The organism is Croceicoccus naphthovorans (genome assembly GCF_001028705.1).
GTDB classification, from domain to species: domain Bacteria; phylum Pseudomonadota; class Alphaproteobacteria; order Sphingomonadales; family Sphingomonadaceae; genus Croceicoccus; species Croceicoccus naphthovorans.
The window spans coordinates 1,103,617-1,127,598 of the sequence record NZ_CP011770.1; the positions used below are offsets into that span (position 1 = coordinate 1,103,617).

The 23,982-nt window shown below is 63.1% G+C and carries 25 protein-coding genes; 17 read left to right on the forward strand and 8 right to left on the reverse strand.

The genetic code is table 11. From position 1 onward, the window contains the following. Positions 1–36: 36 nt before the first annotated feature. Genes AB433_RS05560 through AB433_RS05570 form a run of 3 tightly spaced genes read left to right on the forward strand, consistent with a single transcriptional unit; the run spans position 37 to position 1,650 of the window. Positions 37–795 (forward strand): TlyA family RNA methyltransferase, encoded by a 759-nt coding sequence (locus AB433_RS05560; RefSeq protein WP_047820249.1) that lies wholly within the window; start codon positions 37–39, stop codon positions 793–795. 37 nt (positions 796–832) lie between these two features. Continuing rightward, on the forward strand, positions 833–1,327 hold the full coding sequence (locus AB433_RS05565; RefSeq protein WP_047820250.1) for a TspO/MBR family protein: 495 nt from the start codon (positions 833–835) through the stop codon (positions 1,325–1,327). A gap of 26 nt (positions 1,328–1,353) precedes the next feature. Beyond that, positions 1,354–1,650, forward strand: coding sequence for an accessory factor UbiK family protein (locus AB433_RS05570; RefSeq protein WP_047820251.1), 297 nt, complete (start codon positions 1,354–1,356; stop codon positions 1,648–1,650). Here AB433_RS05570 and AB433_RS05575 read toward each other — a convergent pair. Next, positions 1,647–2,525 (reverse strand): hypothetical protein, encoded by an 879-nt coding sequence (locus AB433_RS05575; protein ID WP_047820252.1) that lies wholly within the window; start codon positions 2,523–2,525, stop codon positions 1,647–1,649. The genes AB433_RS05570 and AB433_RS05575 overlap by 4 nt on opposite strands. Positions 2,526–2,648: 123 nt before the next feature. On the opposite strand from AB433_RS05575, the gene AB433_RS21215 reads away from it, so the two are divergent. From AB433_RS21215 to AB433_RS05605, 6 genes are all read left to right on the forward strand, one after another. Continuing rightward, positions 2,649–2,951 (forward strand): hypothetical protein, encoded by a 303-nt coding sequence (locus AB433_RS21215; protein WP_047820253.1) that lies wholly within the window; start codon positions 2,649–2,651, stop codon positions 2,949–2,951. Positions 2,952–3,007: 56 nt separating this feature from the next. Beyond that, on the forward strand, positions 3,008–3,640 hold the full coding sequence (locus AB433_RS05585; RefSeq protein WP_047820254.1) for a YoaK family protein: 633 nt from the start codon (positions 3,008–3,010) through the stop codon (positions 3,638–3,640). 1 nt (position 3,641) lies between these two features. After that, complete coding sequence (gene recO / locus AB433_RS05590) at positions 3,642–4,244, forward strand: DNA repair protein RecO (RefSeq protein ID WP_047820255.1); 603 nt, start codon at positions 3,642–3,644, stop codon at positions 4,242–4,244. An 18-nt stretch (positions 4,245–4,262) separates the two neighbouring features. Further along, positions 4,263–5,318, forward strand: coding sequence for a 3-isopropylmalate dehydrogenase (gene leuB, locus AB433_RS05595; protein WP_047820256.1), 1,056 nt, complete (start codon positions 4,263–4,265; stop codon positions 5,316–5,318). Between the two features lie 31 nt (positions 5,319–5,349). Next, positions 5,350–6,450: a glycosyltransferase family 2 protein gene (locus AB433_RS05600; protein WP_047820257.1), complete on the forward strand. Its 1,101-nt coding sequence runs from the start codon at positions 5,350–5,352 to the stop codon at positions 6,448–6,450. A 79-nt stretch (positions 6,451–6,529) separates the two neighbouring features. Next, positions 6,530–7,027, forward strand: coding sequence for a PilZ domain-containing protein (locus AB433_RS05605; protein WP_047820258.1), 498 nt, complete (start codon positions 6,530–6,532; stop codon positions 7,025–7,027). A 5-nt stretch (positions 7,028–7,032) separates the two neighbouring features. Here the strand turns inward: AB433_RS05605 and AB433_RS05610 are convergent, their stop codons facing one another. Continuing rightward, positions 7,033–8,313, reverse strand: a complete 1,281-nt coding sequence (locus AB433_RS05610) for a phospholipid carrier-dependent glycosyltransferase (RefSeq protein ID WP_047820259.1) — start codon at positions 8,311–8,313, stop codon at positions 7,033–7,035. Positions 8,314–8,393: 80 nt separating this feature from the next. Between AB433_RS05610 and AB433_RS05615 the strand changes: the two genes are divergently transcribed. From AB433_RS05615 to apaG, 3 genes are all read left to right on the forward strand, one after another. Next, entirely contained in the window at positions 8,394–9,602 is a 1,209-nt protein-coding gene (locus AB433_RS05615) for a trans-sulfuration enzyme family protein (protein ID WP_047820260.1), read from the forward strand. 144 nt (positions 9,603–9,746) lie between these two features. Beyond that, positions 9,747–11,093: a sensor histidine kinase gene (locus AB433_RS05620; protein WP_047820261.1), complete on the forward strand. Its 1,347-nt coding sequence runs from the start codon at positions 9,747–9,749 to the stop codon at positions 11,091–11,093. 77 nt (positions 11,094–11,170) lie between these two features. Then, positions 11,171–11,569 carry a Co2+/Mg2+ efflux protein ApaG gene (gene apaG, locus AB433_RS05625; RefSeq protein WP_047823421.1) on the forward strand — a complete coding sequence of 133 codons (399 nt, stop codon included), beginning with the start codon at positions 11,171–11,173 and terminating at the stop codon, positions 11,567–11,569. Between the two features lie 28 nt (positions 11,570–11,597). Here apaG and mddA read toward each other — a convergent pair whose 3' ends face one another. From mddA to AB433_RS05640, 3 genes are all read right to left on the reverse strand, one after another. Continuing rightward, positions 11,598–12,326 (reverse strand): methanethiol S-methyltransferase, encoded by a 729-nt coding sequence (gene mddA, locus AB433_RS05630; RefSeq protein ID WP_047820262.1) that lies wholly within the window; start codon positions 12,324–12,326, stop codon positions 11,598–11,600. Positions 12,327–12,418: 92 nt separating this feature from the next. Then, positions 12,419–13,513 (reverse strand): AI-2E family transporter, encoded by a 1,095-nt coding sequence (locus AB433_RS05635; protein WP_245626595.1) that lies wholly within the window; start codon positions 13,511–13,513, stop codon positions 12,419–12,421. Positions 13,514–13,651: 138 nt separating this feature from the next. Next, complete coding sequence (locus AB433_RS05640) at positions 13,652–13,873, reverse strand: hypothetical protein (RefSeq protein WP_156170688.1); 222 nt, start codon at positions 13,871–13,873, stop codon at positions 13,652–13,654. A 272-nt stretch (positions 13,874–14,145) separates the two neighbouring features. On the opposite strand from AB433_RS05640, the gene AB433_RS05645 reads away from it, so the two are divergent. Then, complete coding sequence (locus AB433_RS05645; protein WP_047820264.1) at positions 14,146–14,946, forward strand: LysR family transcriptional regulator; 801 nt, start codon at positions 14,146–14,148, stop codon at positions 14,944–14,946. Positions 14,947–15,012: 66 nt separating this feature from the next. Here AB433_RS05645 and AB433_RS05650 read toward each other — a convergent pair whose 3' ends face one another. From AB433_RS05650 to AB433_RS05660, 3 genes are all read right to left on the reverse strand, one after another. Continuing rightward, positions 15,013–15,684: an energy transducer TonB gene (locus AB433_RS05650; RefSeq protein WP_047820265.1), complete on the reverse strand. Its 672-nt coding sequence runs from the start codon at positions 15,682–15,684 to the stop codon at positions 15,013–15,015. Positions 15,685–15,805: 121 nt separating this feature from the next. Beyond that, positions 15,806–16,633, reverse strand: a complete 828-nt coding sequence (locus AB433_RS05655) for a universal stress protein (RefSeq protein WP_047820266.1) — start codon at positions 16,631–16,633, stop codon at positions 15,806–15,808. A 241-nt stretch (positions 16,634–16,874) separates the two neighbouring features. Further along, positions 16,875–17,996, reverse strand: coding sequence for an OmpA family protein (locus AB433_RS05660; protein WP_047823425.1), 1,122 nt, complete (start codon positions 17,994–17,996; stop codon positions 16,875–16,877). A gap of 1,387 nt (positions 17,997–19,383) precedes the next feature. On the opposite strand from AB433_RS05660, the gene rpsL reads away from it, so the two are divergent. From rpsL to tuf, 4 genes are all read left to right on the forward strand, one after another. Beyond that, the gene (gene rpsL / locus AB433_RS05665) at positions 19,384–19,755 is read left to right on the forward strand and encodes a 30S ribosomal protein S12 (RefSeq protein ID WP_047820267.1); all 372 of its coding nucleotides are present in this window, start codon (positions 19,384–19,386) and stop codon (positions 19,753–19,755) included. 119 nt (positions 19,756–19,874) lie between these two features. Further along, positions 19,875–20,345, forward strand: a complete 471-nt coding sequence (gene rpsG, locus AB433_RS05670; protein WP_047820268.1) for a 30S ribosomal protein S7 — start codon at positions 19,875–19,877, stop codon at positions 20,343–20,345. 132 nt (positions 20,346–20,477) lie between these two features. Beyond that, a complete protein-coding gene (fusA, locus tag AB433_RS05675; protein WP_047820269.1) occupies positions 20,478–22,610 on the forward strand; it encodes an elongation factor G in 2,133 nt (710 codons plus the stop codon). A gap of 103 nt (positions 22,611–22,713) precedes the next feature. Further along, the gene (tuf, locus tag AB433_RS05680) at positions 22,714–23,889 is read left to right on the forward strand and encodes an elongation factor Tu (protein ID WP_047820270.1); all 1,176 of its coding nucleotides are present in this window, start codon (positions 22,714–22,716) and stop codon (positions 23,887–23,889) included. The last annotated feature ends 93 nt before the right edge of the window (positions 23,890–23,982 follow it).

Genomic DNA, 23,982 nt, shown 5'->3' on the forward strand with positions numbered 1-23,982 from the left:
GTCCCCAGACGTTCAAACGGTTGTCCCGTCCGCCAAATGCCGACCGCCACCCCCAAGCCGAAGAAACAGCGCGTTGACCAGATGCTGGTCGAACGCGGGCTGGTCGAAAGCCGCAGCCGCGCGCAGGCGCTGATCATGGCAGGCACGGTGTTCAGCGCCGAGACGAAGATCGCCAAGCCCGGCCAGACACTGCCCGCCGATGCGCCGCTGGAGGTGCGTGGGCGCGACCATCCGTGGGTCAGCCGGGGCGGTATCAAGCTGGCGCACGCGATCGACCATTTCGGCTTGGCACCGGCGGGCGCCACCGCGATGGACATCGGCAGCTCTACCGGCGGCTTTACCGACGTGCTGCTGACCAACGGGGCGAAGCATGTCTTCGCGGTCGATTCGGGCACGAACCAGCTGGCGTGGAAATTGCGGCAGGACCCGCGCGTTACCGTACTGGAACAGACCAGCGCGCGCATCTTGACGCCCGATCACATCGACCGGCCTTGCAACTGGGTGGTCTGCGACGCCAGCTTCATCGGCCTGTCCAAAGTGCTCGAAGTGCCGCTCTCGCTGGCCGCGCCAAGCGCAACGCTGATTGCCCTGATCAAGCCGCAATTCGAGGTGGGGCGCGGCGAAGTCGGCAAGGGCGGGGTGGTCCGCGATCCGGCGCTGCACGATCGGGTTTGTGACGAGGTGCGCGACTGGCTGATCGCGTCCGGCTGGATGGTCCGCGGGCTTGTGCCCAGTCCGATCACCGGGCCGGAGGGCAATGTCGAATTTCTCGTCTGGGCGGAACGCGGGGCATAGGCGCGGAACTGCGCGGGTTTCGGGGCGTTTCACGGATATGGATGAACCTGTCACACCCAATACCTCCGTCCTCAAATGGTCGCTGATCACCGTGCCGATCGTGGTCGTGCTGGGCCTGTTTTCGGGCTGGGCTTCGGGTTCGGGCGCGGACGGGCCGTGGTTCGCGGCACTGGTAAAGCCCGACATTTTCCCGCCGCCGTTCCTGTTTGGGGTGGTGTGGACCATCCTCTACGTGCTGATGGGCTTTGCCCTGGCTTATGTGCTGGCCGCGCCTGCCGGGCCGGATCGGCGCTTTGCCGTGTTGATCTTTGCGACGCAGCTGTTCGTCAACGTTCTGTGGTCGCCGATTTTCTTTAAGGCCCATCTGATCGCGTTCGCGTTCTTCTGGATCCTGCTGCTGATCGTGCTGGTGATGGCGACGATGGCCTATTTCCTTCGGATCAGCCGCATCGCTGCGCTGTTGCTAGTGCCCTACTTCGCGTGGATCTGTTTTGCCGCCGTGTTGAACCTGCGTTTCTGGCAGTTGAATTGAGTCGCATTCGGGCGCATCTATAGGCCATGCAAAGCGACAATCCCCGTATCTCGGACCTCACCCGCATGTTCACCGCCGCCGCCGGGACCTTTGCCGGCATGGCGCAGGAATCGGCCGAAGCCGCGCGTGAGCGGTTCAAGGAAGCGATGGGCGGTTTGGACTTCGTCAGCCGCGAGGAATTCGACGCGGTGAAGGAAATGGCCGCCAAGGCGCGCGAAGAGAACGACGCGTTAGCCGCGCGGATCGCCACGCTGGAGGCGGAAGTGCTGCGCGCTGCTGGCGCGAAGAAGGCAGCGGCGAAGAAGGCTGGACCCGAAGTCTAGTATGCGACGTAGACGATAGATGTGTGCCAAATACCTTTAGCTTTCGTTCCGTCGGCACTTTTTGCTGGTTCGAATTTTGCGTGGCTCATTAATTCTCGACATGCTGTCTCGGCAAATTCCTTTGGTTTAAAATCAAATTGCGAGAGACATGATGTCGGCGTTCCTGTCTCGTCAACGAACAAGCTGATTTGTAGAGCGCCGTCCTGCCCTCTTTGAAGGGCCCAAGTCGGGTATCGATCCGTAACCTTGCGGACTATGCGGCTGTAGTTGAGTGGTACGGGTCCTCTCTGCTGATTGCGCAGAGCCACTGGATCGAAACCCCATGAAACGACTAAATCATCGACGCAGGAGCGCATTGCCTCGAATGCTTGGTGCAAAGGTCCGGTTAAGAGGGCGACTGCGGGTTTTGCGTTTCCGTCCAAGAAAATACCCTCTACAGAATTCTCTGCGATTTTCAGCTGCTTCCCGACTGCTTGACCCGAGTTTTCCTCAATCAAAGCTTCTGGATCGTCGTATCCAATTAATTGGTCTGAAAACACAAAGCCGGTACGAGGACCTGCCCTCATTCTTAGGCGGGTTTTTTTCTCTTTTGGCTCATCAGCACTCCGCCATCGCAAAGTAAAGTTCCGCGTTTTCGCGTCGAGGCTCGGTCCTAGGACGATAACGTCGAACTTGAGAGTTGGTCCGTACTGCTGAAACTCGAGGATATACATATCGTCACCCTCGCCACCGAACCCGCGCCGAAGTTTGCAGCTATCCTCGGCGTAATCCATCACCCACGGCGACGAAGGCTCCAGCCGCAACGGCTCTTTCGCCTGCACGGCAGTGGCGGATAGCGCGACGAGCGCGGCGGCAGTGATGAATGCGTCCCTCATTCGCCAATCTTATCACTTGTTTATGACCACTCGGCAAGTCGTGCGCGCTGCGCGCCATGATGGGGAACGGGCGATTGATGCGGGCGTTGATCCGGCAAACATCCTTCATGCAAGGTCTCCCCAATGTTCACGCAGCTTAACCCCACGATACCCGTCCACGTTCTTGGCAAGGGCGATGGCTATGCATTTGGCATGATCGATTACGGTCAGGAGCATAACCTGATCTGGGTCACCGCCCTCGACGACACCGGAGAAATCTGGTGCGCGCCCAATCCAAAGGTCCGGCTGGACCGCAACTGGACGATGGGGCGCAAGGAAAACCCCGAGGTCGCCGCCGAAAAGGCCGCGATGAAGATCGAGGCGGGGATGAGCGACGCGGGCGCGCCTGTTCCCTGTGCCTGTGAGAGCGTACCAGCGACCATTTGAAGAATTGCCGTCCCGCCTCCTTGTGCGGGGATGCTGAATTCGCCTAGCACCTGCCCATGCGGCACATTGGCACCGACCGGCAGGCCCTGGCCATCGCGATTGCGGTATTGGCAGGCTATGTCGATGCCATCGGCTATGTCGCCAGTGGCGGGTTCTTCGTCTCGTTCATGTCGGGCAACTCCACCCGGCTGGGGGTCGGGCTGGCGCGGGCTCCGTTCGCGGCCATGTTGGCGGGCGGGCTGATCCTGTCTTTCCTTGCCGGTGTCATAGCCTGCTCCACAATGCGCATGCGCTGGCGGTTTGGAGCGGGCGCGGTCATGACGGGGGTGGCCCTGCTGATCGCGGTCGCCGCCGGCACCGCGCCGTTTGTCCGTCCCTATTTCGTCTTGCTGCCCGTTGCCGCCGCTATGGGGATGGTGAACCTTGTCTTCGAAACGGAGGGCGAGGTGCGTTTCGGGCTGACATACATGACCGGCACCCTCGTCAAGCTGGGGCAGGGCATAGCCCGCGCGCTGACCGGAGCTGACCGCATGGGTTGGCTGCCGTTCCTGTTGCTTTGGGCCGGGCTGGTCGTGGGCGGGGTGGCCGGGGTCTTCGCCTGGCTGGGGCTTGGGCCGCTGGCCTTGTGGATCGCGGCTGGATGGGCGGCGGCGTTGTGCTGGCCGCTCGCCCGGATGGAGCGCGTCTGACATGCAGATCCGCGCCCCTGCCATCGTCTGTGCCAGCCGCCCGCATGGTGAAACGGCGGCCATCGCGCGGGTTCTGACGCGTGAATACGGCTTGCTTGCGGGCTATGTTGCGGGTGCGCGTGGGCGCAAGCTGCGGCCCGTGCTGATCCCGGGCAATCTGGTCTCCGCCGATCTGGCCGCGCGGTCGGCCAGCCAGTTGCCGTTCCTGAAACTGGAACTTGTCCAAAGCCGCGGGCCATGGCTGACCGAGCCTTTGCCCGCCAGCGCGATCCAGTGGGCGACGACGCTGGCCGCGACCGTCTTGCCCGAGCACAACCCCTATCCCGCGCTGCACGATACGCTGAACGCCTTGTTGGAGGCGATCTGCAACGCTCCGTCCGCGCGCGGCTGGGCGCTGGCGATGGCGAAGTTCGAGACGCTGGTGATGCGCGATCTCGGCTATGGCGGGGATATGCCGCCGATGGCCGGGGACTGGGCCGCAATCATGGACGTCCTTGAAAGATCGGGGCGGCAATTATCCCGCAGGCTGCTTGCGGATCGCCGCACGAATGTTATGGGCGCGCGCGAGTTGATGATGCAGCGGCTGGCGCGGATCGCCGGCTAGCGCCACAGGGGAAACGTTATGAAGATCGCGGTATTCGCAGGCGACGGCATCGGGCCGGAAGTGACGGCACAGGCGCTGCGGGTGCTCGATGCCCTCCCGATCAAGGTCTCTCTGCTGGAAGGCGATGTCGGCGGCGTTGCCTATAAGCGGCACGGCCATCCCCTGCCCGAAGAGACGCTGGTCGCGGCGCGCGAAGCCGATGCGATCCTGTTCGGCGCGGTGGGCGACTTCGATTGCGATCATCTCGAACGGCACCTTCGCCCCGAACAGGCAATCCTTGGCCTGCGCAGCGAACTGGGCCTGTTCGCCAATCTGCGCCCGGCGAAAGTCTTTCCCGGCCTGGAGCATCACTCCGCGCTGAAGCCCGAGATTGCAGGTGCGATCGACCTGCTGATCGTGCGCGAGCTGAACGGCGACGTCTATTTCGGCGAGAAGGGCACCCGCACCACCGCCGATGGTCTGCGCGAAGGCTACGACATCATGTCTTATGACGAAAGCGAGGTGCGCCGCATCGCCATCGCCGGGTTCGAAGCCGCGCGCAAGCGTCGCGGCATGCTGTGCAGCGTCGACAAGGCCAACGTGCTGGAAACCAGCCAGCTGTGGCGCGACGTCGTGATCGAGACGCACAAGGACTATGCCGACATCGAACTGAGCCACATGTACGTCGACAACGCCGCGATGCAGCTGGTGAAGTCACCCGGTCAGTTTGACGTGGTCGTCACCGGCAACCTGTTCGGCGACATCCTGTCGGATCAGGCGTCGATGTGCGTCGGCTCGATCGGCCTGCTGGCCAGCGCGTCGCTGGGTGAGCGGCAGACCGAATATGGCACCTTCGGTCTTTACGAACCGATCCACGGCAGCGCGCCGGATATCGCAGGGCGCGGCATTGCCAACCCGATGGCGACGATCCTGTCGCTGGCCGAACTGCTGCGCCACTCGCTGGGGCAAGAGGCGCTGGCCGCGCAAGTCGAGGCGGCGGTCGCCGGGACGCTTGCCGACGGTGTGATGGGCGGCGATCTGGGCGGCAGCGCGGGCACGGCGGAAATCGGCGACGCGGTTTTGGCAAGACTTTGATAAGGTTAATGGACTAGCACCGGCATCGATCATGCTGAAGCTGGCCATCATCCTGCCCACCCTGAACGAGCGCGACAACCTCGCCCCGCTGGTGCGGCGGCTGGCCGATGCGCTTGACGGGCCGCTGGGCGCGGATGGCTGGGAAGCGATCTTCGTCGACGACAATTCGCAGGACGGCACGGCGGAAGAGGCGCGCACCTTGTCGTGCACCGATTCCCGCGTTCGCGTGATCCAACGGATCGGTCGGCGCGGTCTGGCCAGCGCGGCGATAGAGGGCATGATGGCCACCGCCGCGCCACTTCTGGCGGTGATGGATGCCGATCACCAGCACGATCCGGCCCTGCTGCCGCAGATGGTCGCCGCGCTGGAAAGCGGGGAGGCAGACGTTTGCGTCGCCAGCCGTTTCGCGCCGGGGGCCAGCATGGCGGAGTGGAACCAACCGACTCGCGAAAAGCAATCCGAACTCGCCAACCGCATCGCCCGCCGCCTGACAGGGGTGACGCTGACCGATCCGATGAGCGGGTATTTCATGCTGCGGGCCGCGACCCTACGGGTTATCGCGCCGAAGCTTTCGGGCATCGGGTTCAAGATCCTGCTCGACATCCTTGCCACGTCGGACACACGGCTGACCGTTCGCGAATTTCCGCTGGCCTTTGCGGCCCGCGCTTCGGGAGAATCCAAGCTGGACCAGGCCATTGCCTTCGAATTCCTTGTCGGCCTGTACGACAAGACGCTGGGGCGTTTTATCCCGACGCGGTTCGCGCTGTTCGGCACGATCGGGGCGATGGGCGTGGTGGTGCATCTGGCCGTGCTGGCCACGCTGTTCCGCTGGATGGGTACCAGTTTCATCGTCGGGCAGATCAGCGCGGTGATCGCGGCGATGACGTTCAACTTCATCCTGAACAACGAACTGACTTACGCCGACAAGCGGTTGAAGCACTTCGGCGAATTGCTGGTCGGGTGGGGGAAGTTCTGCCTGACCTGCCTGATCGGGGCCTTCGCCAATGTCGGCGTGGCAGAGGCACTGGTCGATCGCGGCGTGCACTGGGTGGTCGCGGCGATGGCGGGCATCATCATAGGGTCGGTGTGGAACTATGCATTGTCCAGCCGCTTCGTCTGGGGCCGGTTTTAGGCCCTGCGGCCCTGCGGCAATGCCCTTAGGGCGATCTTAACCACTTATACGGTCCAATAGGCCCCGAAAGGGGTATGGGATGATCCATTCGCGGATCAGGGCTCGGACGGAAGAGGCGGAGCGGCGCTGGCAAGTGCGGCGCGACGTGCAGATCCACACGTCCGCCCGATCCGCCAGCGATGGCCCAGATGAAAGCGATGGCTATGCAGCGCGCATTCGCAACTTGTCCGAAAACGGCATGCTGGTCGAAAGCGATGCGCCGCTGGGCCCCCGCGACAGCTTCGAAATCGACATCCCCGAATTCGGCCCATGCCCGGCGGAAGTCGTCTGGACCAAGGGCGACCTGAAGGGTTGCCGTTTTTTCGCACCACTGCCGAAATCGGTGGTCAGCGCGGCGGTCCTGCGCTCTCCGGTCGAGGAGGCGGACGCGGCGCTTTACGAACAATTGCGGCAGACCCGCATGATTATCGATGACGAGGAGCGGCGGCACCTGCCGCACGCGCTGTCGGTTCCGGCAATGGCGCTGATCCTTGCGGCGGAGATTGCGGTGATCGTCTATCTGGTCGCGGTGGGCTAGGTCTTTCAGCGCCAGTTATCGAACCACGCATAATCTGCGAAACTGGTCTTCTTCGCCAGCGGCGCGGTCGTCAGGATCGGGTAGAAATAGGCGAACAATAGTCCGTTCGCGACCAGCACGGTAATCCCCCAACCGCGAGAGACTTTCGCAAACATCTGCCGCCAGATCACCGCGTCGATGGCCAGGGCCAGCGCGATGGCCAGAAACTGCGCGCAGATCAGGTAGTGGTAATAGAACTGCACCGGTTTCGGCGCGACGACCCACATCGCCAGCGCCGCGACCCAGCCGCCGACGACCAGCAGGCAGTCCATCCGCCCGCGCGAAAGACCCAGCCACAAACACACGGGCAGGGCGATCAGCCCACCCCACATCTGCAACGGATTGCCAAGGAACAGCATCCCGCGCCAAACGCCCTGGTACTCCTCGTAAAAATACCAGATCGGCCGCCAGTCGATCACCCATTCCCACCACACCGACATATAGGGATGGGTTTTCTTCACGCTCTCTTGCAGCTCGAGCATGTACGCCTGCCAATCGAACGGCCCGGTAAAGCGGGTGGGCGTAACCTCCAACAAGGCGATGGTCTGGAAACTGGCAAGGTAGATCGCGGCGGGCAGCAGGCCGAGCCACAGGAATGCCTCGTAAATCGTCATCCGGCCCAGCGGGCGTTCCCCGGTCCACCACCGCGCGCGCAAGTTGCCAAGGAATACGCAAAGCCCTGCAAAGGCGATTACGGGCGCGCCGTTCCACTTCGCCGCCAGCGACAGCCCGAACAGCACGCCCGCCAATATCACGCGCCACCGTACGAAGCGCCCGGTGCCCGCCGCGATCAGCGCCCAGATGCCCAGCATCAGGAAGGCGAGCATGTAGATGTCGAGCATGGCCACCCGCGCTTGGACCAGCAACAGAAAGTTCGTCGCCGCGAAGAACCCTGCGGCCAACGCCGCGTAGCGCGAACGGCTGGCAATCCACGTCATCCGCATCGTCGCCCAGACGACCAGCGTGGCCGCCGCGACCGATCCCACGCGCCAGCCGAAGGGCACATCGCCAAAAAGCTTCATCGACAGCGCGATCAGTTGTTTGCCCAGCACCGGGTGTTCCGGGTTCAACAGCGGATCGCCGTTCAGCCATGCCCGCGCGGCAGGAAGGTAGTGCGTTTCATCGAAGATCGGGATCGCGACATCGCCGATGCGGAGCAACGCCAGCACCGCAAAGGCCATCGCGATCAGCACCATCCAGCCCCACGGGTCGCGGGCCGGTTCGATTGCGTTGGGTTCGGGCTGCATCGACAGCAGCGCCTATCGCCTGTGGTCCATGCGTGCAATCGCGATTGCGCCCGCGCGCGCCCGGCGCTAACCGCGCAGGCATGAAACGTACGACCGGACAAGACCGCTCCATCACCCGCAACTGGCGCCCCGCGACGCAGGCCATTCGTGCCGGCACGTGGCGTAGCGAGATGGGCGAGACGAGCGAGGCGATTTTCGCCACCAGCGGCTATACCTATGAAGATGCCGCCACCCCCGCCGCACGCTTTGCGGGCGAGCAGGACGGCATGACCTACTCGCGCCTGCAGAACCCCACCGTCCAGATGCTGGAAGAACGCATCGCGGTGATGGAGGGGGCGCAAGGCTGCCGCACGCAGGCAAGCGGCATGGCGGCGATGACCGCGGCGCTGCTGTGCCAACTTTCTGCAGGCGACCACATCGTCGCCGCGCGCGCTGCCTTCGGATCGTGCCGCTGGCTGGTGGACAGCCTGCTGCCGCGCTTTGGCATAGAGGGCACGGTCATCGATTCGACCGACAATGCCGCGTGGGAGGCCGCGATCCGGCCCAATACGAAGGTGTTTTTCTTCGAAACCCCTGCGAACCCCACGCTGGATATCGTCGATCTGGAATATGTCTGCGGGCTGGCCAAGGCGCATGGTATCACCACGGTCGTCGACAACGCGTTCTGCACCCCGATCATGCAGCGCCCGATGGATTTCGGCGCCGATGTCGTGGCCTATTCCGCGACGAAGCTAATGGACGGGCAGGGCCGCGTGCTGGCCGGGGCCGTCTGCGGCAGCGAGGAGTTCATCAACGACAAGCTGCTGCCGTTTCAACGCAACACCGGCCCGAACCTGTCGCCGTTCAACGCGTGGGTCGTGTTGAAGGGCATGGAAACGCTGGCCCTGCGTGCGCGGCAGCAGTGCGACAATGCGCTGAAGGTCGGCAAATTCCTAGAAGGCCGCGTGCCCGTGATCCTGCACCCCGGCCTGGAATGCCATCCGAGGCACGATCTTGCGATGAAGCAGATGGCAATGCCCGGCTGCATCTTCTCCATCGTGCTCGACGGCGGACGGACGCAGGCGCACGCCTTCCTCGATGCGCTGGAACTGATCGACCTGTCGAACAACATCGGCGACTCGCGGTCTCTGATGTGTCATCCTGCCAGCACGACTCACCACTCGGTGGGACCTGAGGCGCGAGAGGAAATGGGCGTTGGCGAAGGCATGTTGCGGCTCAACGTCGGCCTTGAGGATGCGGACGACCTTATCGAGGATCTTGAGCGCGGGCTCGCCGCCGCCGGTCTTTGACGGGAACCTTTTTGCTATCGGGCCTTTGAGCCAGCGATGAAGAAGACTCCGCTTTCCCCCGGTGCCCCCGTGCAGCCGGGGCCTGCGGTGTCGCCCGTCGATATGAAGTCCGTAGCTGCATCGCCCCAAGATTCTACGTCGCCTATGTCGAAAATCTCCTCCGAAGCGCTGCTGGCCGCTGTCGTCGAGAATTCAGACGACGCCATCGTGTCCAAAACGCTGGATGGCGTGGTGATGAGCTGGAACCGCGGCGCGGAACGGTTGTTCGGCTGGACTGCGGACGAGATGATCGGCCAGTCGATCCGCAAGCTGATTCCCGACGACCGTCAGGCAGAGGAAGACGCGATCATCCGCCAGATCGTTGCGGGGCGGCAGGTTTCGTCGATGCATTCCGTACGCGTTCGCAAGACCGGCGCGCCGGTGCGGGTTTCGGTCACGATCTCGCCCATCCGGGGTGCCGACGGCACGATCATCGGGGCCAGCAAGATCGCCCGCGACGTCGGCGCGCTGGAACACGCGCGGCAGCAGCTGGCTGAAAGCGAGCGGCGGTTCAAGACGCTGGCCGACAACATCTCGCAGCTGGCCTGGATCGCCGACAAGGAGGGCTGGATATTCTGGTACAACCAGCGCTGGTTCGAGTACACGGGCACCACGTTAAAGGACATGGAGGGCTGGGGCTGGAAGGCCGTGCACCACCCCGATCATGTCGACCGCGTGGTGGAACGTGTCCAGCGTAGCTGGGACACCGGAGAGCTATGGGAAGACACGTTCCCCCTGCGCGGCAAAGACGGTACCTATCGCTGGTTTCTGTCGCGCGCACGCCCGATCCATGACGAGAATGGTGAGATTTTCTGCTGGTTCGGCACCAATACCGATGTGACGGAGCAGCGGGTGCAGGCGGAATCGATCCAGACCCTGTTGCAAGAGGTCAACCACCGGTCGAAGAACATGCTGACGCTGATCCAATCGCTGGCGCGGCGGTCGGCGCCGGGGAATGACGAGTTTCTGAAGCGGTTCGTACGACGGTTGGAGGCGCTGGCCGCGAATCAGGACCTCTTGGTTCGCCGCGCGTGGACGGTCGTAGACCTTCGCGAACTGGTCGAGGCGCAGTTGTCCTTTGCCATCGGGATTGCCGGGTCGAACCTGGAATTCGACGGGCCGGACGTCGAAATCGGATCGCGCGCCGCCGAAACGCTGGGCATGGCGTTGCACGAACTGGCGACCAATGCGCTGAAGTATGGCGCATTGTCGGCAGAGGGCGGCACGGTGCGGATCGAATGGTCGGTCGCCGAAGATCGCTTTGCCATCGACTGGCACGAAACCGGCGGGCCTGCGGTAGAGGAACCGACGCGCGTGGGGTTCGGCACATCGGTCATCCGCGACATTCCGCGAACCGCGCTGGACGCCGATACCACGCTGGATTTCGCGCCCGACGGCTTGCGCTGGCATTTCGCCGCGCCGATGAAGGCGGTGGCGGGCAAGTCCGTCTGAGCCTTAGGTTTCCACCGGCGCTTACCATCTCCATTTGCCATAGCGCCGCGAACGGGTTTACCCTGCACCCTACCATGATGGACCAGCTTTTCGACCATGCCGCAAGTGCCGACGGGATCACAGTCCGCGTTTCGGTCAGCTATCTGCCCGAACAATCGCAAGTGCCCGCAGGTCGCTGGTTCTGGGCCTATCACATCCGGATCGAGAACAAGGGCGACGAAGCGGCCACGCTGGTCAGCCGCCACTGGCGCATCACCGATGCCGACGGGCGCGTTTCCATCATCGATGGAGAGGGTGTGGTGGGCGAACAGCCGCGTCTCGCCCCCGGCCAAAGCCACGACTATGTCTCGGGCTGTCCGTTGACGACGCCGCACGGTTCGATGGAGGGGTTCTACAGCTTCGTCCGCGACGATGGCACGAAGTTCGAGGCGCCGATCCCGTTCTTTCCGCTGGCGGCCCCGGCCACCGCGCGCTGAACGCGCGAGCGGCCGAGGCCTTCCTCCCCTAGCGGATCTTGCCGATACCCGGCACGATCTTGCCCACGCGGCGCTGATAATCGCGATAGGCATCGCCCAGCGCGTTGATCAGGTCGCGTTCCTCGTACCGGATGGCGATCAGGATATAGGCAGTCATCCCCGCGGCAAAGAGCAGGTGGCCAAACGTCATCACCGGGATCGCCCAGAATGCGAACAGGAACCCGACATAAAGCGGGTGGCGCACGACCCGATAGAACATCGGTTCGCGAAAGCGCGGCGGGCCGTCCTCCGTCCCGCGATAGCCGAACCACGCCTGCCGCAGGCCGAAAAGTTCGAAATGATCGAGCATCCACGTCGACAGGAACACCACGGCCCAGCCCAGCGCGAATAGCGCCCACAGAACCGCCGCGCCGGTGCCCGACACCGACCACACCACCCACGGAATCGGCTGCCAAAGCGTGAACAGCACCCACAGCACGGCCACGGTAGAGAGCACGTAGAAGCTGCGTTCGAGCGAGGGGTGGACGACTTTGGTGATCCTCGCCTTGAAACCCGGGCGCGCCATCACTGAATGCTGCACCCCGAACAGCGCGATCAGCGCGATGTCGATCACCGCTGCTCCGGCCATCCCGACTGACGGGCCAAAGTCGATCGAACGCGGAATTACCAGATTGCCGACAAAGCCGACCAGCCAGAGAAACGTCGCGAAAAACAGCAGGTAGCATAGCCCTGCAAAGGCAAGACGAACGGCGGGCATTGCACTTCCCCCACAGCGACCCGTGGCGCGACCCTGGCGGGACAGGATACCCCGATTGTCGGGGAAAGGCGAATCCATGGTGGGGGAGGAGGCTACTCGCCTTCTGGCGCAGGCTCCTCGCGCGGCGACAGCATCGGCCATGCGGCAAGAAACAGTCCGGCAATCACCGGTCCGGCGACCACGCCGCTGATCCCGAAAGCGGCAATACCGCCCAGCGTCGAGATCAGGATGATCCAGTCCGGTATCCCCGTGTCGCGCCCCACCAGTATGGGCCGCAGCACGTTGTCCGCCATGCCGATCACCGCCACGCCCGAGACGATCACGAACACGCCCTGCCAGATCGCTCCGGTGGCGAGCAGGTAGACCGCTGCGGGCAGCCAGACGATGGCGGGGCCGACCGCTGGCAAAAGCGAGAGAATCGCCATCAACAAGCCGAACAGCAGCACGGCGGGCAGTCCGGCGATCCAGAAGGTGATCGCCCCCAGCGCCCCTTGTACAAGTCCCACGACGACCGAACCCTTGATGGTCGCCCGCACGATCGACAGGAATCGGTCGGACAGCGGCCTTGCCACGTCCTGCGGCATCGGCAGCGCGCGGCGCAATGCGGGGCCCAGCGTCTGCCCGTCGCGCAGCAGGAAGTACGTGACGTACAGTCCCACGCCGAACGAAAGGACAAATCCCAGCGCGCCGCCGCCGATGGCCATCGCCCGGCCCGCGATCATCCCGGCGCTTTCCCGCGCCAGTTCGGCCAGCCGGTCGCGCACGGTGTCGAAATCGCCATAGCCGGACCCTTCGATCATCACCTGCACCCGGGCGGGCAGCGCCTCGCGGATGCGGATGAAGAATTCGCCCGCGTCGATCTGTTGCTCGCTCAATGCCAGATAGACCTCTGTCGCCTGATCGACGATCATCGTGCCGATCACGATCATCGGGATGACGACGGCAACGGTAATCACGCCCAGCGTGGCCAGCGCCGCTCGGTTGGCCTTGCCGCCCATGCTGGCAAGGATGCGTTGATAGAGCGGCTGAAACATGATCGCGGCCAGCACCGACCAGAACAGTGCCGCAAGGAACGGCCATGCCACCAGCAGGGCCAAGGCGGTCAGCACGGCAAGGAACAGCAGGAAGCCACCCTTTTCGATCCGGGTGCGGTCTATGCCCATCGGGCCGGTGTCGTCATCGGTCATGCGGGCGATCCTATGGGGTGTGGGGCACCTTGTCTGCCTTATTAGGGAAATCCTTCCCCACAAACGAAAACGGCCCCTGCCGACGTGCGGCAGGGGCCGTTTCTGTCACCGTCCCGCGAACGGGAGCGGTAAATCCGATTACTCGGCGACGGGAGCTTCTTCAGCAACCGGAGCTTCGGTGGTTTCTTCAGCAACCGCAGCGTCGGTGGCTTCTTCAACCGGAGCTTCAACGACTTCCTCAACCGGAGCTTCCATTTCGACAGCCGCTTCGGTTTCTTCGACGGCGGGCTCTTCAGCCTGCGAGCAGCCGGTCACGGCGAAAGCGGTGGTGGCGAGAGCGGCCAGGACGATTTTCTTCATGGTGCAAGTATCCTTGTTGCATTCACTCACGATGAGCGGTGCATGCGCATAATACGCGATGGTGCGGTGCGGTGTCCATATTTTTGCCACATTTACGATGAAGATTTATATTGTGTAAAAACAATAGGATACATTCCTTTGTCTATTCAGACCCTAAAATTGCGACGACCTTGCGATGCAAAATATGGCGCTGATGGGGCGGTGAATCGCGAATGATCGGCTTGCCCGGCGTTGCCGAAAGCGACCTTGCGGCCTAAATCCGCAATCCGACCATGAAAAGAACGCATCTCCCCCTGAATGGCCTGCGCGTGCTCGACGCCGCGGCGCGGCACTTGTCCTTCACCCGCGCGGCGGACGAACTGGCGGTTACCCCGGCGGCTGTCGGCCAGCAGATCCGAGCGTTGGAGGACATGCTGGGCGTCGTCCTGTTCCGCCGCACGCCCAAGGGGCTGGAACTGACCGACGAGGCGGGGGCGGGGCTCGATTCGCTTCGCGAAGGGTTCCTGCGGTTTGAGGAATCGGTGCAGGCGATGCAGGCCGGACAGGCCAGTCACAAGTTCACCTTTGCCGCACCGCGCGACTTTTTCGGCGCGTGGTTCGCCCGCAGGCTCGCCGATTTTCAGGTCGCCAACCCCGATGCCGAATTTCACATGGCAGGCGGCGCGATGGCCGATTTTACAGAGGCGAACCTGGATTTCGCGGTGCGCCTTGCCGAAGGGCCGGGCGATCTGGAAGGCGTGTTGCTGCGCCCCGGCAAGGAAATCGTCGTATCCGCTCCCAACGGACCCGAAGTCTGGATCTCGTGGCCCGGCGTTCCCGCACCCGATGGCATGAAGCATACCGTGCAGGTCGGCGCGACCGGTCAGGCGTTGGCGGCGGTTACCGGAAAGATGGGGCGCACGCGCCTGCCGCTGCAACTGGTGGAGGACAGTCTGGCCAGCGGCGAACTGGTCGCCATCGGCGATGTGCAGGATTCGCGGATCGGGTACTGGCTAGTCGCCCCGCGACCGCAGTGGCGGCAGAAGAAGGTCCGCGCCTTGGTCGAATTCCTTCAGGCAACCGCGTCCGAATAAGCGCCGCCGAATGAAAACGGCCCCACCCGGACAGGGCAGGGCCGCTTCCGATGCATGACCCTCGCCTTACTCGGGCAAGCGCCACGTGATCCGGCTGGTGTAGTTCCCGGCCACGGCATCGCCATTGCCGTTCTTCGCCGGGTTGAACTTGCCGCGCTTGCTCATGACGCGGCAGGTCGCCTCGTCAAGATCGCTCGACCCGCTGGGCATGACTACGATACAGTCGCTGACCCGGCCCTTGGCATCGATCGACAGGCGGAAGCCGGTCGTGCCTTCGATTTCGTTGCGAATGGCGCGGCTGGGGTAATCCCGTTCGCTGACCCAGTCGCCGGGATTGCCGCGGGGTGTCGGGCCGACCGGATCGAACATGGGGGTGGTCGACGGGCCGGCGGGCAATTCGATGATGGTCGTTTCGTAACTCGGTTTCGTCTTCGGCAGCACCGGATCGTTGATGACATAGGCATCCGGCTTCTCAAACGGGGTGATGACCGGATCGATCACCGGATCGACCTTGCTTTCGGTCGGCTTGGCGTCCGGGCTGGGCGGTGGCGGGTCGAGCGGGATGATCTCCACTTTCTCTTCCTCGACGAAAATGGATTTGATTGTCTTGCCCGCCTCGGTCATCGCGCCGCCGGCAAATCCGGAAACGATCGCATAGCCAAGCCCGGCATGGATCAGCGCGACAGTGGCAAGAGTCGCCGCGCGGTTGGGGTCGTGTCTGGTATCGGTATAGGCCATCAGGCACCCTCCTCGTGGGCGCCCCGGGCGCTTGTTCCTTGGCACCCGTGGGCGCGGTTGAGGCGATCAGGTTACCACGCACGACGAATTGCGCCTAACGCATTTGTTATGCGCGCAATTTTCAGCAGTGCGGCGGAACGACTAGCGCATCGCACGGGGCCGAACCCAGCAGGGCCGATGCGGTATTGCCCAGCGCCGCTTTGCGAAATCCGCCGCAACCTTGCGTGCCCAGCACCAGCAGGTCCGGTTCGTATTGCGCCACCGCGTCCAGAACGGCGCGCTCGGCACCGCCTTCCATCAATTCGGGTGCCATGCGGGCGGCGAGATCCGGCGGCAGGTCTGCCTTGGCCAGAAACGCATTCAGCGCCTTTTGCGCATTTGCTTGCGTTTCTTCGCTGACGTGGCTGGCCTTTTGCCATCCGGCGAAGGGCACGTGCCACGCGTGGATCACGTGCATCGGCGGATCGGGGAACAGCGCGCCCGCCGTACGGATCGCGCCGGCGCTGGTATCTGACAGGTCGGTCGCGGCCAGCATCCGGCCATAGGCACGGTGCGGCCTGCGCTTTACCACCAGAACCGGCACTTTCGCATGGCGCAACAGGTGATCGACCGCGGTGCCAAGGAAATAGTCGCCGATGTCGTTGAACCGCGCCACGCCCGTCACGATCAGCTGCGCGCCGAGGTTTTCGGCCAGTTGGGCAATGGCGGTGGGGGCAGAGCCGACCGGCAGTTCCAGCCGCGCCTCCACTCCGTCGGGGATCACGTCTTGCAGGGCGGCGCGGGCGGCATCCATGTTTTCCGACCGGCGGCTGCCCGGGCGCACGACGTGGACGGCGACCAGTTCTACGCCGCGCAGCTTCGCCATCATCGCAGCGCGGTCTATCGCGCGGTCGTCGCGGGCGGACAGGTTGGTGGCGACAAGGACGGGTCCGGTCTTCATCTGGCTCATGCCATCAGCCTACGAAGCGAGGCTGCATTGCGCAATGGCGGGGCAAGCACATTGAACGCAGGTATCGCGGCCCGTGCGCGAATGCGGTATAGTCATGCGGGGCGCGAGAGTTCGCCGGGCCGACGTTTCCCGTCCGCACGGGGCCACACCGCTCTCGCGTCCTTCCGGTCCGATTGCACGGCGCAGAAAAAAGGGGCCGGATTTCTCCGACCCCCCTTTTCGTATTGCCTGAAGCCGAAGCTTACATGCCCGAACCCGGACCGTAGGTGATTTCCACCCGGCGGTTCTGGAGTTCGCGGACACCGTCTGCGGTGGGCACGCGCGGGTTGCTTTCGCCGAAAGCTTCGCTCGTGATCGCCGAGGCGGGGATGCTGCGGGCCGTGAGGTACGCAGTGACCGAGTCGTTGCGACGCTCTGACAAGCCCATGTTGTAGGTCGTCGAGCCCGAACGGTCGGTATAACCGGCCAGCATGATCGGAACGCTGTCGCAATCGGCATATGCCGCGATGGCGCTGTCGAGGATGCTCGCTGCTTCCGGCGTGATTTCTGCCGAATCCCAGTCGAAGAACACGATGTACGGGCCCGTGTTGCAGACCGCTGCCGGAGGCGGCGGCGGGGGAGGCGGCGGAGGCGGAGGCGGCGGAGGCGGCGGGGGAGGCGGCGGGGGCGGCGGAGCCGCGTTGCCGAAGTTGTATCCCAGCGACAGCATCAGCGAGTGCGAACGGAAATCGGTGTCGATCGACCCGCCTTCGTCCGAAGCCAGCTCTACGTCGTCATGCCGGAAATAGCGGTACTTCAGCCCGATATCCCAGTTGTCCGACAGCGGAGCGCGCACGCCCGCAATCGCCTGCCATGCGAAGCCGGTGTCGGATTCGCTGAAATCCAGATCGTCTTCGCCGCTGCTCACCTTGGTCCTGGCGACACCGGCACCACCGCCGATGAAGCCCTGCAGGCCATCGTCGGGGCCGAAGTCCAGCAAGCCGTTCAGCATAAAGCTCAGCGAACTGATCTTGGCCGAGATTTCGTCGTCCGAAAGCTCACCGCCCTCAATTCCGTCGCCGAAGTCGAAGAACACCGATGCACCATCGTCGTTCGCCTTCTTGTAGGCAGCTTCTGCCTCAAGCCGGAACATGCCGAAATCGTACCCGACGATACCGCCGAAGTCGTATCCGTAGTCCCACTCGAACTCGGCGCCGATGTCGGTGTCTTCGAAATCCGGATCGTCGATGTCAAATTCAAGCTCGCTGTCCTCAACCTTCATCAGGCCGGCGTCGAACTCGATGTACCATGCTCCGTCGCGGGCGAGTGCGGGCGTTGCCAGCATGCTCGTCGCAAGGGCCATTCCCAGTATCTTGGCTCTCATTATTTCCCCCATGCGATACGTCCCCCGCACCCATGTGCCGGGGGCAATTGCAAGACCTTATGTTTATCCGATTTACATTGATCAGGGAACATCAATCCGCGATCAGCTTAAATTCATCCGTTTTTTCCGCGATCCCAGTGACTTGGTTGGTAAACGCCTGTGGGTATCGCGGCCTTGCTGTGCCACCGGCATTGCCTTGCGCGGCGCGAACCCCTGTCTGGCTCTGCCGCCTAGCGCAGCGTCTACAGCGCCGCGCCCGAGACGCTGACATCTTCCGCCGCCCGACCCATGAGGTTCCCTTTGGCCCACACCGCGCCAGCGCGGCGACGCAAGGCCGCTGCACTTCGGGCGTTAGCCGCGCATGCTCGGCGCGCTCCACGGGAGTGAAGGGCAAGGGATCGGGCGTGGCGGACATGAGGGCGCGCCGTGCGGGGGATTTGCTGGGGCGCTGATTTTGCGGGACGACTTAAAACATCGGTCCTGCCGTGGGCATGCCTTATGTATCGCTCGACAAGGCCATCAGGACCGCGCCACGCATTGATCCAAAATTGTGGGATATATAGTCAAAATTGTGGGATATATAGTGATGTCTATGGGATGGCTGAGGCTCGGGCATCGCTATTCGTTTAACTTAGCAAACGCTTAGAGCCAATGGTTGAGCACCTTCGACTTCAAGTTGTTGATGCGTTACGGCTTCCGCCTCCAATGTTTATAAGTCTCAAATGACTGTAACGGCTGATAGTGGCTCCGGAGTGTTTCCCTCAGCCCCTCAAACGCCGGGCAGCCCCCATCCGGAGGCGCCTTGGCTTCGCCGCATAAGAGGCGGCGCGCGTTCGCGCTTGCGGGTGTCGCTGACGCGCCCCGGACTTTCGCCAATATCGGCGGTGGGCGCATTGACGCTTGGTGCGAGTCAGCTAGACAGCGCTTGAACGGGGCACCGCAGGTGACTCCCGCAAGGCCGAACGGCCGCCCGCAGCGCCGCTAGGCGCGAGGAAAGCCTAAGGGGCCGGATGGCCCCGCCGGCGCTTGAGGCCAAACTAACATTGACCCCACCGCAAAACCCGCGTAGGGGCGCGCGCAATCTCGGTGTTGGATATCTCCAACGTCGCTGACCATAGAGCTGAACATTGCCGGTGAGTTGGGGCTGAACCCCCGGTTATCCGTCAAAGTAACCTGCGGCATGCAGGTGGAGCGTTTCGGTTCGTGCGAATGCCCGCTGGCGTGGCCCTTATATATGGGCCGCTCGCCGCATTCGCCCGATCCTTTTCCTTCCGCCCACATTCGCTAACGGCCCTGACACCAGTTTCGGCCCGGACCCATCCGCATCTGCGCGGGCGAGGGCGCAACCCGACGGGGGAAACCCCGCGGTCAAGAAGGAAAGACGTTAATGCCCACTATCAACCAGCTGGTCCGCAAGGGCCGCGTTCCGCAGAAGGCCAAGAGCAAGGTTCCTGCGATGGAGCAGAACCCGCAGAAGCGCGGCGTCTGCACCCGCGTGTACACCACGACCCCGAAGAAGCCGAACTCGGCGCTTCGCAAGGTTGCCAAGGTCCGCCTGACCAACGGCCGCGAAGTCATCAGCTACATCCCGGGCGAAGGCCACAACCTGCAGGAACACAGCGTCGTGCTGATCCGCGGCGGCCGTGTTCGCGACCTTCCCGGCGTTCGCTACCACGTCCTGCGCGGCGTGCTGGATACGCAGGGCGTGAAGGACCGCAAGCAGTCCCGCTCGAAGTACGGCGCCAAGCGTCCGAAGTAATTCGATTTTCCCGTCATCCCGGACTTGATCCGGGATCCCGCTTTCTTCTCGCCGAGAGCAGGAAAGCAGCTGGACCCCGGATCAAGTCCGGGGTGACGAAATAAAAGAAGGATACTCAAATGAGTCGTCGTCGTCGTCCCGAGAAGCGGGAAATCCTGCCTGATCCGAAGTTCGGTGATCAGGTCCTGTCGAAGTTCATGAACAACCTCATGCTCGACGGCAAGAAGTCGGTTGCCGAAAAGATCGTCTATGGCGCGCTCGACACGGTCGAAGCGAAGGCCAAGGCCGATCCGGTGCAGCTGTTCCACGATGCGCTGAACAACGTCATGCCGCAGATCGAAGTCCGCAGCCGCCGCGTTGGCGGTGCAACCTATCAGGTTCCGGTCGAGGTTCGCCCCGAGCGTGCGCAGGCTCTGGCCATTCGCTGGCTGATCACGGCGGCGCGCAACCGCCCCGAAACGACGATGGCCGCGCGCCTCTCGGGTGAGCTGATGGATGCTTCGAACAACCGCGGCAACGCCGTGAAAAAGCGCGAAGACACCCACCGCATGGCCGACGCGAACCGCGCGTTCTCGCACTACCGCTGGTAATGCGTATCTGTTGCGCGGCGGGCCGGTCCTGCCGCGTCTTCAGATAGTCATAATACACACTATATGGGGCGGGTCTTCGGGCCTTCCCCGAACCCTTATAGCCCGACCCTCAAAGCCCCTAAGGAATTTTCCATGGCGCGCGAATATCCGCTGGATCGCTATCGCAACATCGGCATCATGGCCCACATCGATGCCGGTAAGACCACGACGACCGAGCGTATCCTCTACTACACCGGCAAGTCCTACAAGATCGGCGAAGTCCATGACGGCGCCGCCACCATGGACTGGATGGAGCAGGAGCAGGAACGCGGCATCACCATCACCTCGGCTGCGACCACCACCTTCTGGACGCCCGAAGACCCCACAATGGACCCGCGGTCGGAGCCTGACGCTCTGCGCGCGGAAATGCCGAAGTACCGCATCAACATCATCGACACCCCCGGACACGTCGACTTCACCATCGAAGTCGAACGTTCGCTGCGCGTCCTCGACGGTGCGGTCGCGGTGTTCGACGGCGTGGCCGGCGTTGAGCCGCAGTCCGAAACCGTGTGGCGCCAAGCCGACAAGTACGGCGTTCCGCGGATGTGCTTCGTCAACAAGCTCGACCGTACCGGTGCCGACTTCTACTACTGCGTGAAGTCGATCGTGGATCGTCTCGGTGCGACGCCGCTGGTGATCACGCTGCCGATCGGTGCGGAAAGCAACCTCAAGGGCGTGGTCGACCTCGTCGCCAATCGCGGCATCGTGTGGCAGGCCGAAGACCTGGGCGCAAAGTACGAGTTCGTCGACATCCCCGAGGACATGGCCGACAAGGTCGCCGAATACCGCGAGAAGCTGCTTGAAACCGTTGTCGAACAGGACGACGAAGTGATGGAAGCCTATCTCGAAGGTGAAGAGCCCGACGTGGCGACCATCAAGCGCCTCATCCGCAAGGGCACCATGGCGCGCGATTTCGTGCCCGTGACCTGCGGCTCGGCGTTCAAGAACAAGGGCGTTCAGCCCCTGCTCGACGCGGTTGTCGATTACATGCCGTCGCCGCTCGACGTTCCCGCGATCAAGGGCGTGCTGCCCGATAGCGACGAGGAAGTCGAACGTCCGTCGGACGACAACGCTCCGTTCGCGGCGCTGGCGTTCAAGATCATGAACGACCCGTTCGTCGGCTCGCTCACCTTCACCCGCATCTATTCGGGCAAGCTGTCCAAGGGCACGTACCTGAACTCGGTGAAGGACAAGAAGGAAAAGGTCGGGCGCATGCTTCTTATGCACTCGAACAACCGCGAGGATATCGACGAAGCATTCGCGGGCGACATCGTTGCGCTGGCGGGTATGAAGGACACGACCACCGGCGACACGCTGTGCGATCCGGCCAAGCCCGTGATCCTGGAGCGTATGGAGTTCCCCGAGCCGGTTATCGAGCTGTCGGTCGAACCCAAGACCAAGGCCGACCAGGAAAAGATGGGCGTCGCGCTCAATCGCCTGGCTGCCGAGGATCCGTCCTTCCGCGTCACGACCGACCACGAATCGGGCCAGACGATCATCAAGGGCATGGGCGAACTTCACCTCGACATCCTCGTCGATCGCATGAAGCGCGAGTTCAAGGTCGAAGCGAACGTCGGTGCGCCGCAGGTTGCTTACCGCGAATATCTCGGCAAGCCGGTCGACGTCGATTACACCCACAAGAAGCAGTCGGGCGGCTCGGGCCAGTTCGGCCGCGTCAAGGTCAAGGTCACCCCGGGTGAGCGCGGTCAGGGTTTTGTCTTCGAAGACAATATCAAGGGCGGCAACATCCCGAAGGAATACATCCCGGCGATCGAGAAGGGGCTGCGCGAGCAGGCCGAGAGCGGTTACCTGGTGGGCTTCCCGATCATCGACTTCACGGTCGAACTGTACGACGGTGCGTACCACGACGTCGACTCGAGCGCGATTGCGTTCGAAATCGCCGGTCGCGGTGCGATGCGCGAAGTTGCGCAGAAGGCCGGGATCAAGCTGCTTGAACCGATCATGAAGGTCGAGGTCGTGACCCCCGAGGATTACCTCGGCGACGTCATCGGCGACCTCAACAGCCGTCGTGGCCAGATTCAGGGCACCGACACCCGCGGCAACGCACAGGCTGTCGAGGCCAACGTGCCGCTGGCAAACATGTTCGGCTACGTGAACGAACTGCGGTCCTTTACCCAGGGCCGTGCGCAGTACACGATGCAGTTCAGCCACTATGACGAGGTTCCGGCGAATGTCGCGGCCGAAGTCAAGGAGAAGCTTGCCTAAGCAAGCTCAACGGTCTAGGGGCGGCGCCTGATTCAGCGGGTGCCGCCTTTCGTCCCGCCCGAAATCAAGATCAACAGATCCAGACGAACAGAGGTTTTTTACAATGGCGAAAGCTAAGTTTGAGCGGAACAAGCCGCACTGCAACATCGGCACCATCGGTCACGTCGACCACGGCAAGACCACGCTGACCGCGGCCATCACCAAGGTCCTCGGCGCCCCCGTCGATTTCGCAAACATCGACAAGGCCCCCGAAGAGCGTGAGCGCGGCATCACCATCTCGACCGCACACGTCGAGTACGAGACCGACGCCCGCCACTATGCGCACGTCGACTGCCCGGGTCACGCCGACTACGTGAAGAACATGATCACCGGTGCCGCCCAGATGGACGGCGCGATCCTCGTCGTGAACGCCGCCGACGGCCCGATGCCCCAGACCCGTGAGCACATCCTGCTCGCCCGTCAGGTCGGCGTTCCGGCTCTCGTCGTTTTCATGAACAAGGTCGATCAGGTCGACGATCCGGAACTGCTCGAGCTGGTTGAGCTGGAAATCCGCGAGCTTCTGTCGAGCTACGATTTCCCGGGCGACGACATTCCCGTGATCTCGGGTTCGGCTCTGGCCGCTCTCGAAGGTCGCGATGCCGAAATCGGCGAAGACAAGATCAAGGAACTGATGCAGGCCGTGGATGACTACATCCCGCAGCCGCCGCGTCCGACCGACAAGCCCTTCCTGATGCCCGTCGAAGACGTGTTCTCGATCTCGGGTCGTGGTACGGTTGTCACCGGCCGTGTCGAAACCGGCATCGTCAAGGTTGGTGAAGAAGTCGAGATCGTCGGCATCAAGGACACCAAGAAGACGACCGTCACCGGCGTCGAAATGTTCCGCAAGCTGCTCGATCAGGGTGAAGCCGGCGACAACATCGGTGCGCTGATCCGCGGCGTTGGCCGTGAAGAGGTCGAGCGTGGCCAGGTCCTCTGCAAGCCCGGTTCGGTTACCCCGCACACCGAGTTCAACGCAGAAGTCTACGTCCTGTCGAAGGACGAAGGTGGCCGTCACACGCCTTTCTTCGCCAACTACCGTCCGCAGTTCTACTTCCGTACGACCGACGTGACGGGCGAAGTGGTTCTGCCGGAAGGCACCGAGATGGTGATGCCGGGCGACAATGTAACGATCGGCGTCAAGCTGATCGCGCCGATCGCGATGGATGAGGGTCTTCGCTTCGCAATTCGCGAAGGTGGCCGCACCGTCGGTTCGGGGGTTGTCAGCAACATCACGAAGTAATATAGGCGCCACACCGGCAGGGGCGGGGTGATTCACCCTGTCCCCCGCCGGTCGGAATTTTCGGAAGGGCCGCCCCTTCCCGCGCGGGTCGAA

What these genes read in the sequence shown, in the direction of transcription:
- AB433_RS05560 (WP_047820249.1), top strand. Translation starts at nt 37, where the DNA reads ATGCCGACCGCCACCCCCAAGCCGAAGAAACAGCGCGTTGACCAGATG.
- AB433_RS05565 (WP_047820250.1), top strand. Translation starts at nt 833, where the DNA reads ATGGATGAACCTGTCACACCCAATACCTCCGTCCTCAAATGGTCGCTG.
- AB433_RS05570 (WP_047820251.1), top strand. Translation starts at nt 1,354, where the DNA reads ATGCAAAGCGACAATCCCCGTATCTCGGACCTCACCCGCATGTTCACC.
- AB433_RS05575 (WP_047820252.1), bottom strand. Translation starts at nt 2,525, where the DNA reads ATGAGGGACGCATTCATCACTGCCGCCGCGCTCGTCGCGCTATCCGCC.
- AB433_RS21215 (WP_047820253.1), top strand. Translation starts at nt 2,649, where the DNA reads ATGTTCACGCAGCTTAACCCCACGATACCCGTCCACGTTCTTGGCAAG.
- AB433_RS05585 (WP_047820254.1), top strand. Translation starts at nt 3,008, where the DNA reads ATGCGGCACATTGGCACCGACCGGCAGGCCCTGGCCATCGCGATTGCG.
- recO (WP_047820255.1), top strand. Translation starts at nt 3,642, where the DNA reads ATGCAGATCCGCGCCCCTGCCATCGTCTGTGCCAGCCGCCCGCATGGT.
- leuB (WP_047820256.1), top strand. Translation starts at nt 4,263, where the DNA reads ATGAAGATCGCGGTATTCGCAGGCGACGGCATCGGGCCGGAAGTGACG.
- AB433_RS05600 (WP_047820257.1), top strand. Translation starts at nt 5,350, where the DNA reads ATGCTGAAGCTGGCCATCATCCTGCCCACCCTGAACGAGCGCGACAAC.
- AB433_RS05605 (WP_047820258.1), top strand. Translation starts at nt 6,530, where the DNA reads ATGATCCATTCGCGGATCAGGGCTCGGACGGAAGAGGCGGAGCGGCGC.
- AB433_RS05610 (WP_047820259.1), bottom strand. Translation starts at nt 8,313, where the DNA reads ATGCAGCCCGAACCCAACGCAATCGAACCGGCCCGCGACCCGTGGGGC.
- AB433_RS05615 (WP_047820260.1), top strand. Translation starts at nt 8,394, where the DNA reads ATGAAACGTACGACCGGACAAGACCGCTCCATCACCCGCAACTGGCGC.
- AB433_RS05620 (WP_047820261.1), top strand. Translation starts at nt 9,747, where the DNA reads ATGTCGAAAATCTCCTCCGAAGCGCTGCTGGCCGCTGTCGTCGAGAAT.
- apaG (WP_047823421.1), top strand. Translation starts at nt 11,171, where the DNA reads ATGGACCAGCTTTTCGACCATGCCGCAAGTGCCGACGGGATCACAGTC.
- mddA (WP_047820262.1), bottom strand. Translation starts at nt 12,326, where the DNA reads ATGCCCGCCGTTCGTCTTGCCTTTGCAGGGCTATGCTACCTGCTGTTT.
- AB433_RS05635 (WP_245626595.1), bottom strand. Translation starts at nt 13,513, where the DNA reads ATGACCGATGACGACACCGGCCCGATGGGCATAGACCGCACCCGGATC.
- AB433_RS05640 (WP_156170688.1), bottom strand. Translation starts at nt 13,873, where the DNA reads ATGAAGAAAATCGTCCTGGCCGCTCTCGCCACCACCGCTTTCGCCGTG.
- AB433_RS05645 (WP_047820264.1), top strand. Translation starts at nt 14,146, where the DNA reads ATGAAAAGAACGCATCTCCCCCTGAATGGCCTGCGCGTGCTCGACGCC.
- AB433_RS05650 (WP_047820265.1), bottom strand. Translation starts at nt 15,684, where the DNA reads ATGGCCTATACCGATACCAGACACGACCCCAACCGCGCGGCGACTCTT.
- AB433_RS05655 (WP_047820266.1), bottom strand. Translation starts at nt 16,633, where the DNA reads ATGAGCCAGATGAAGACCGGACCCGTCCTTGTCGCCACCAACCTGTCC.
- AB433_RS05660 (WP_047823425.1), bottom strand. Translation starts at nt 17,996, where the DNA reads ATGAGAGCCAAGATACTGGGAATGGCCCTTGCGACGAGCATGCTGGCA.
- rpsL (WP_047820267.1), top strand. Translation starts at nt 19,384, where the DNA reads ATGCCCACTATCAACCAGCTGGTCCGCAAGGGCCGCGTTCCGCAGAAG.
- rpsG (WP_047820268.1), top strand. Translation starts at nt 19,875, where the DNA reads ATGAGTCGTCGTCGTCGTCCCGAGAAGCGGGAAATCCTGCCTGATCCG.
- fusA (WP_047820269.1), top strand. Translation starts at nt 20,478, where the DNA reads ATGGCGCGCGAATATCCGCTGGATCGCTATCGCAACATCGGCATCATG.
- tuf (WP_047820270.1), top strand. Translation starts at nt 22,714, where the DNA reads ATGGCGAAAGCTAAGTTTGAGCGGAACAAGCCGCACTGCAACATCGGC.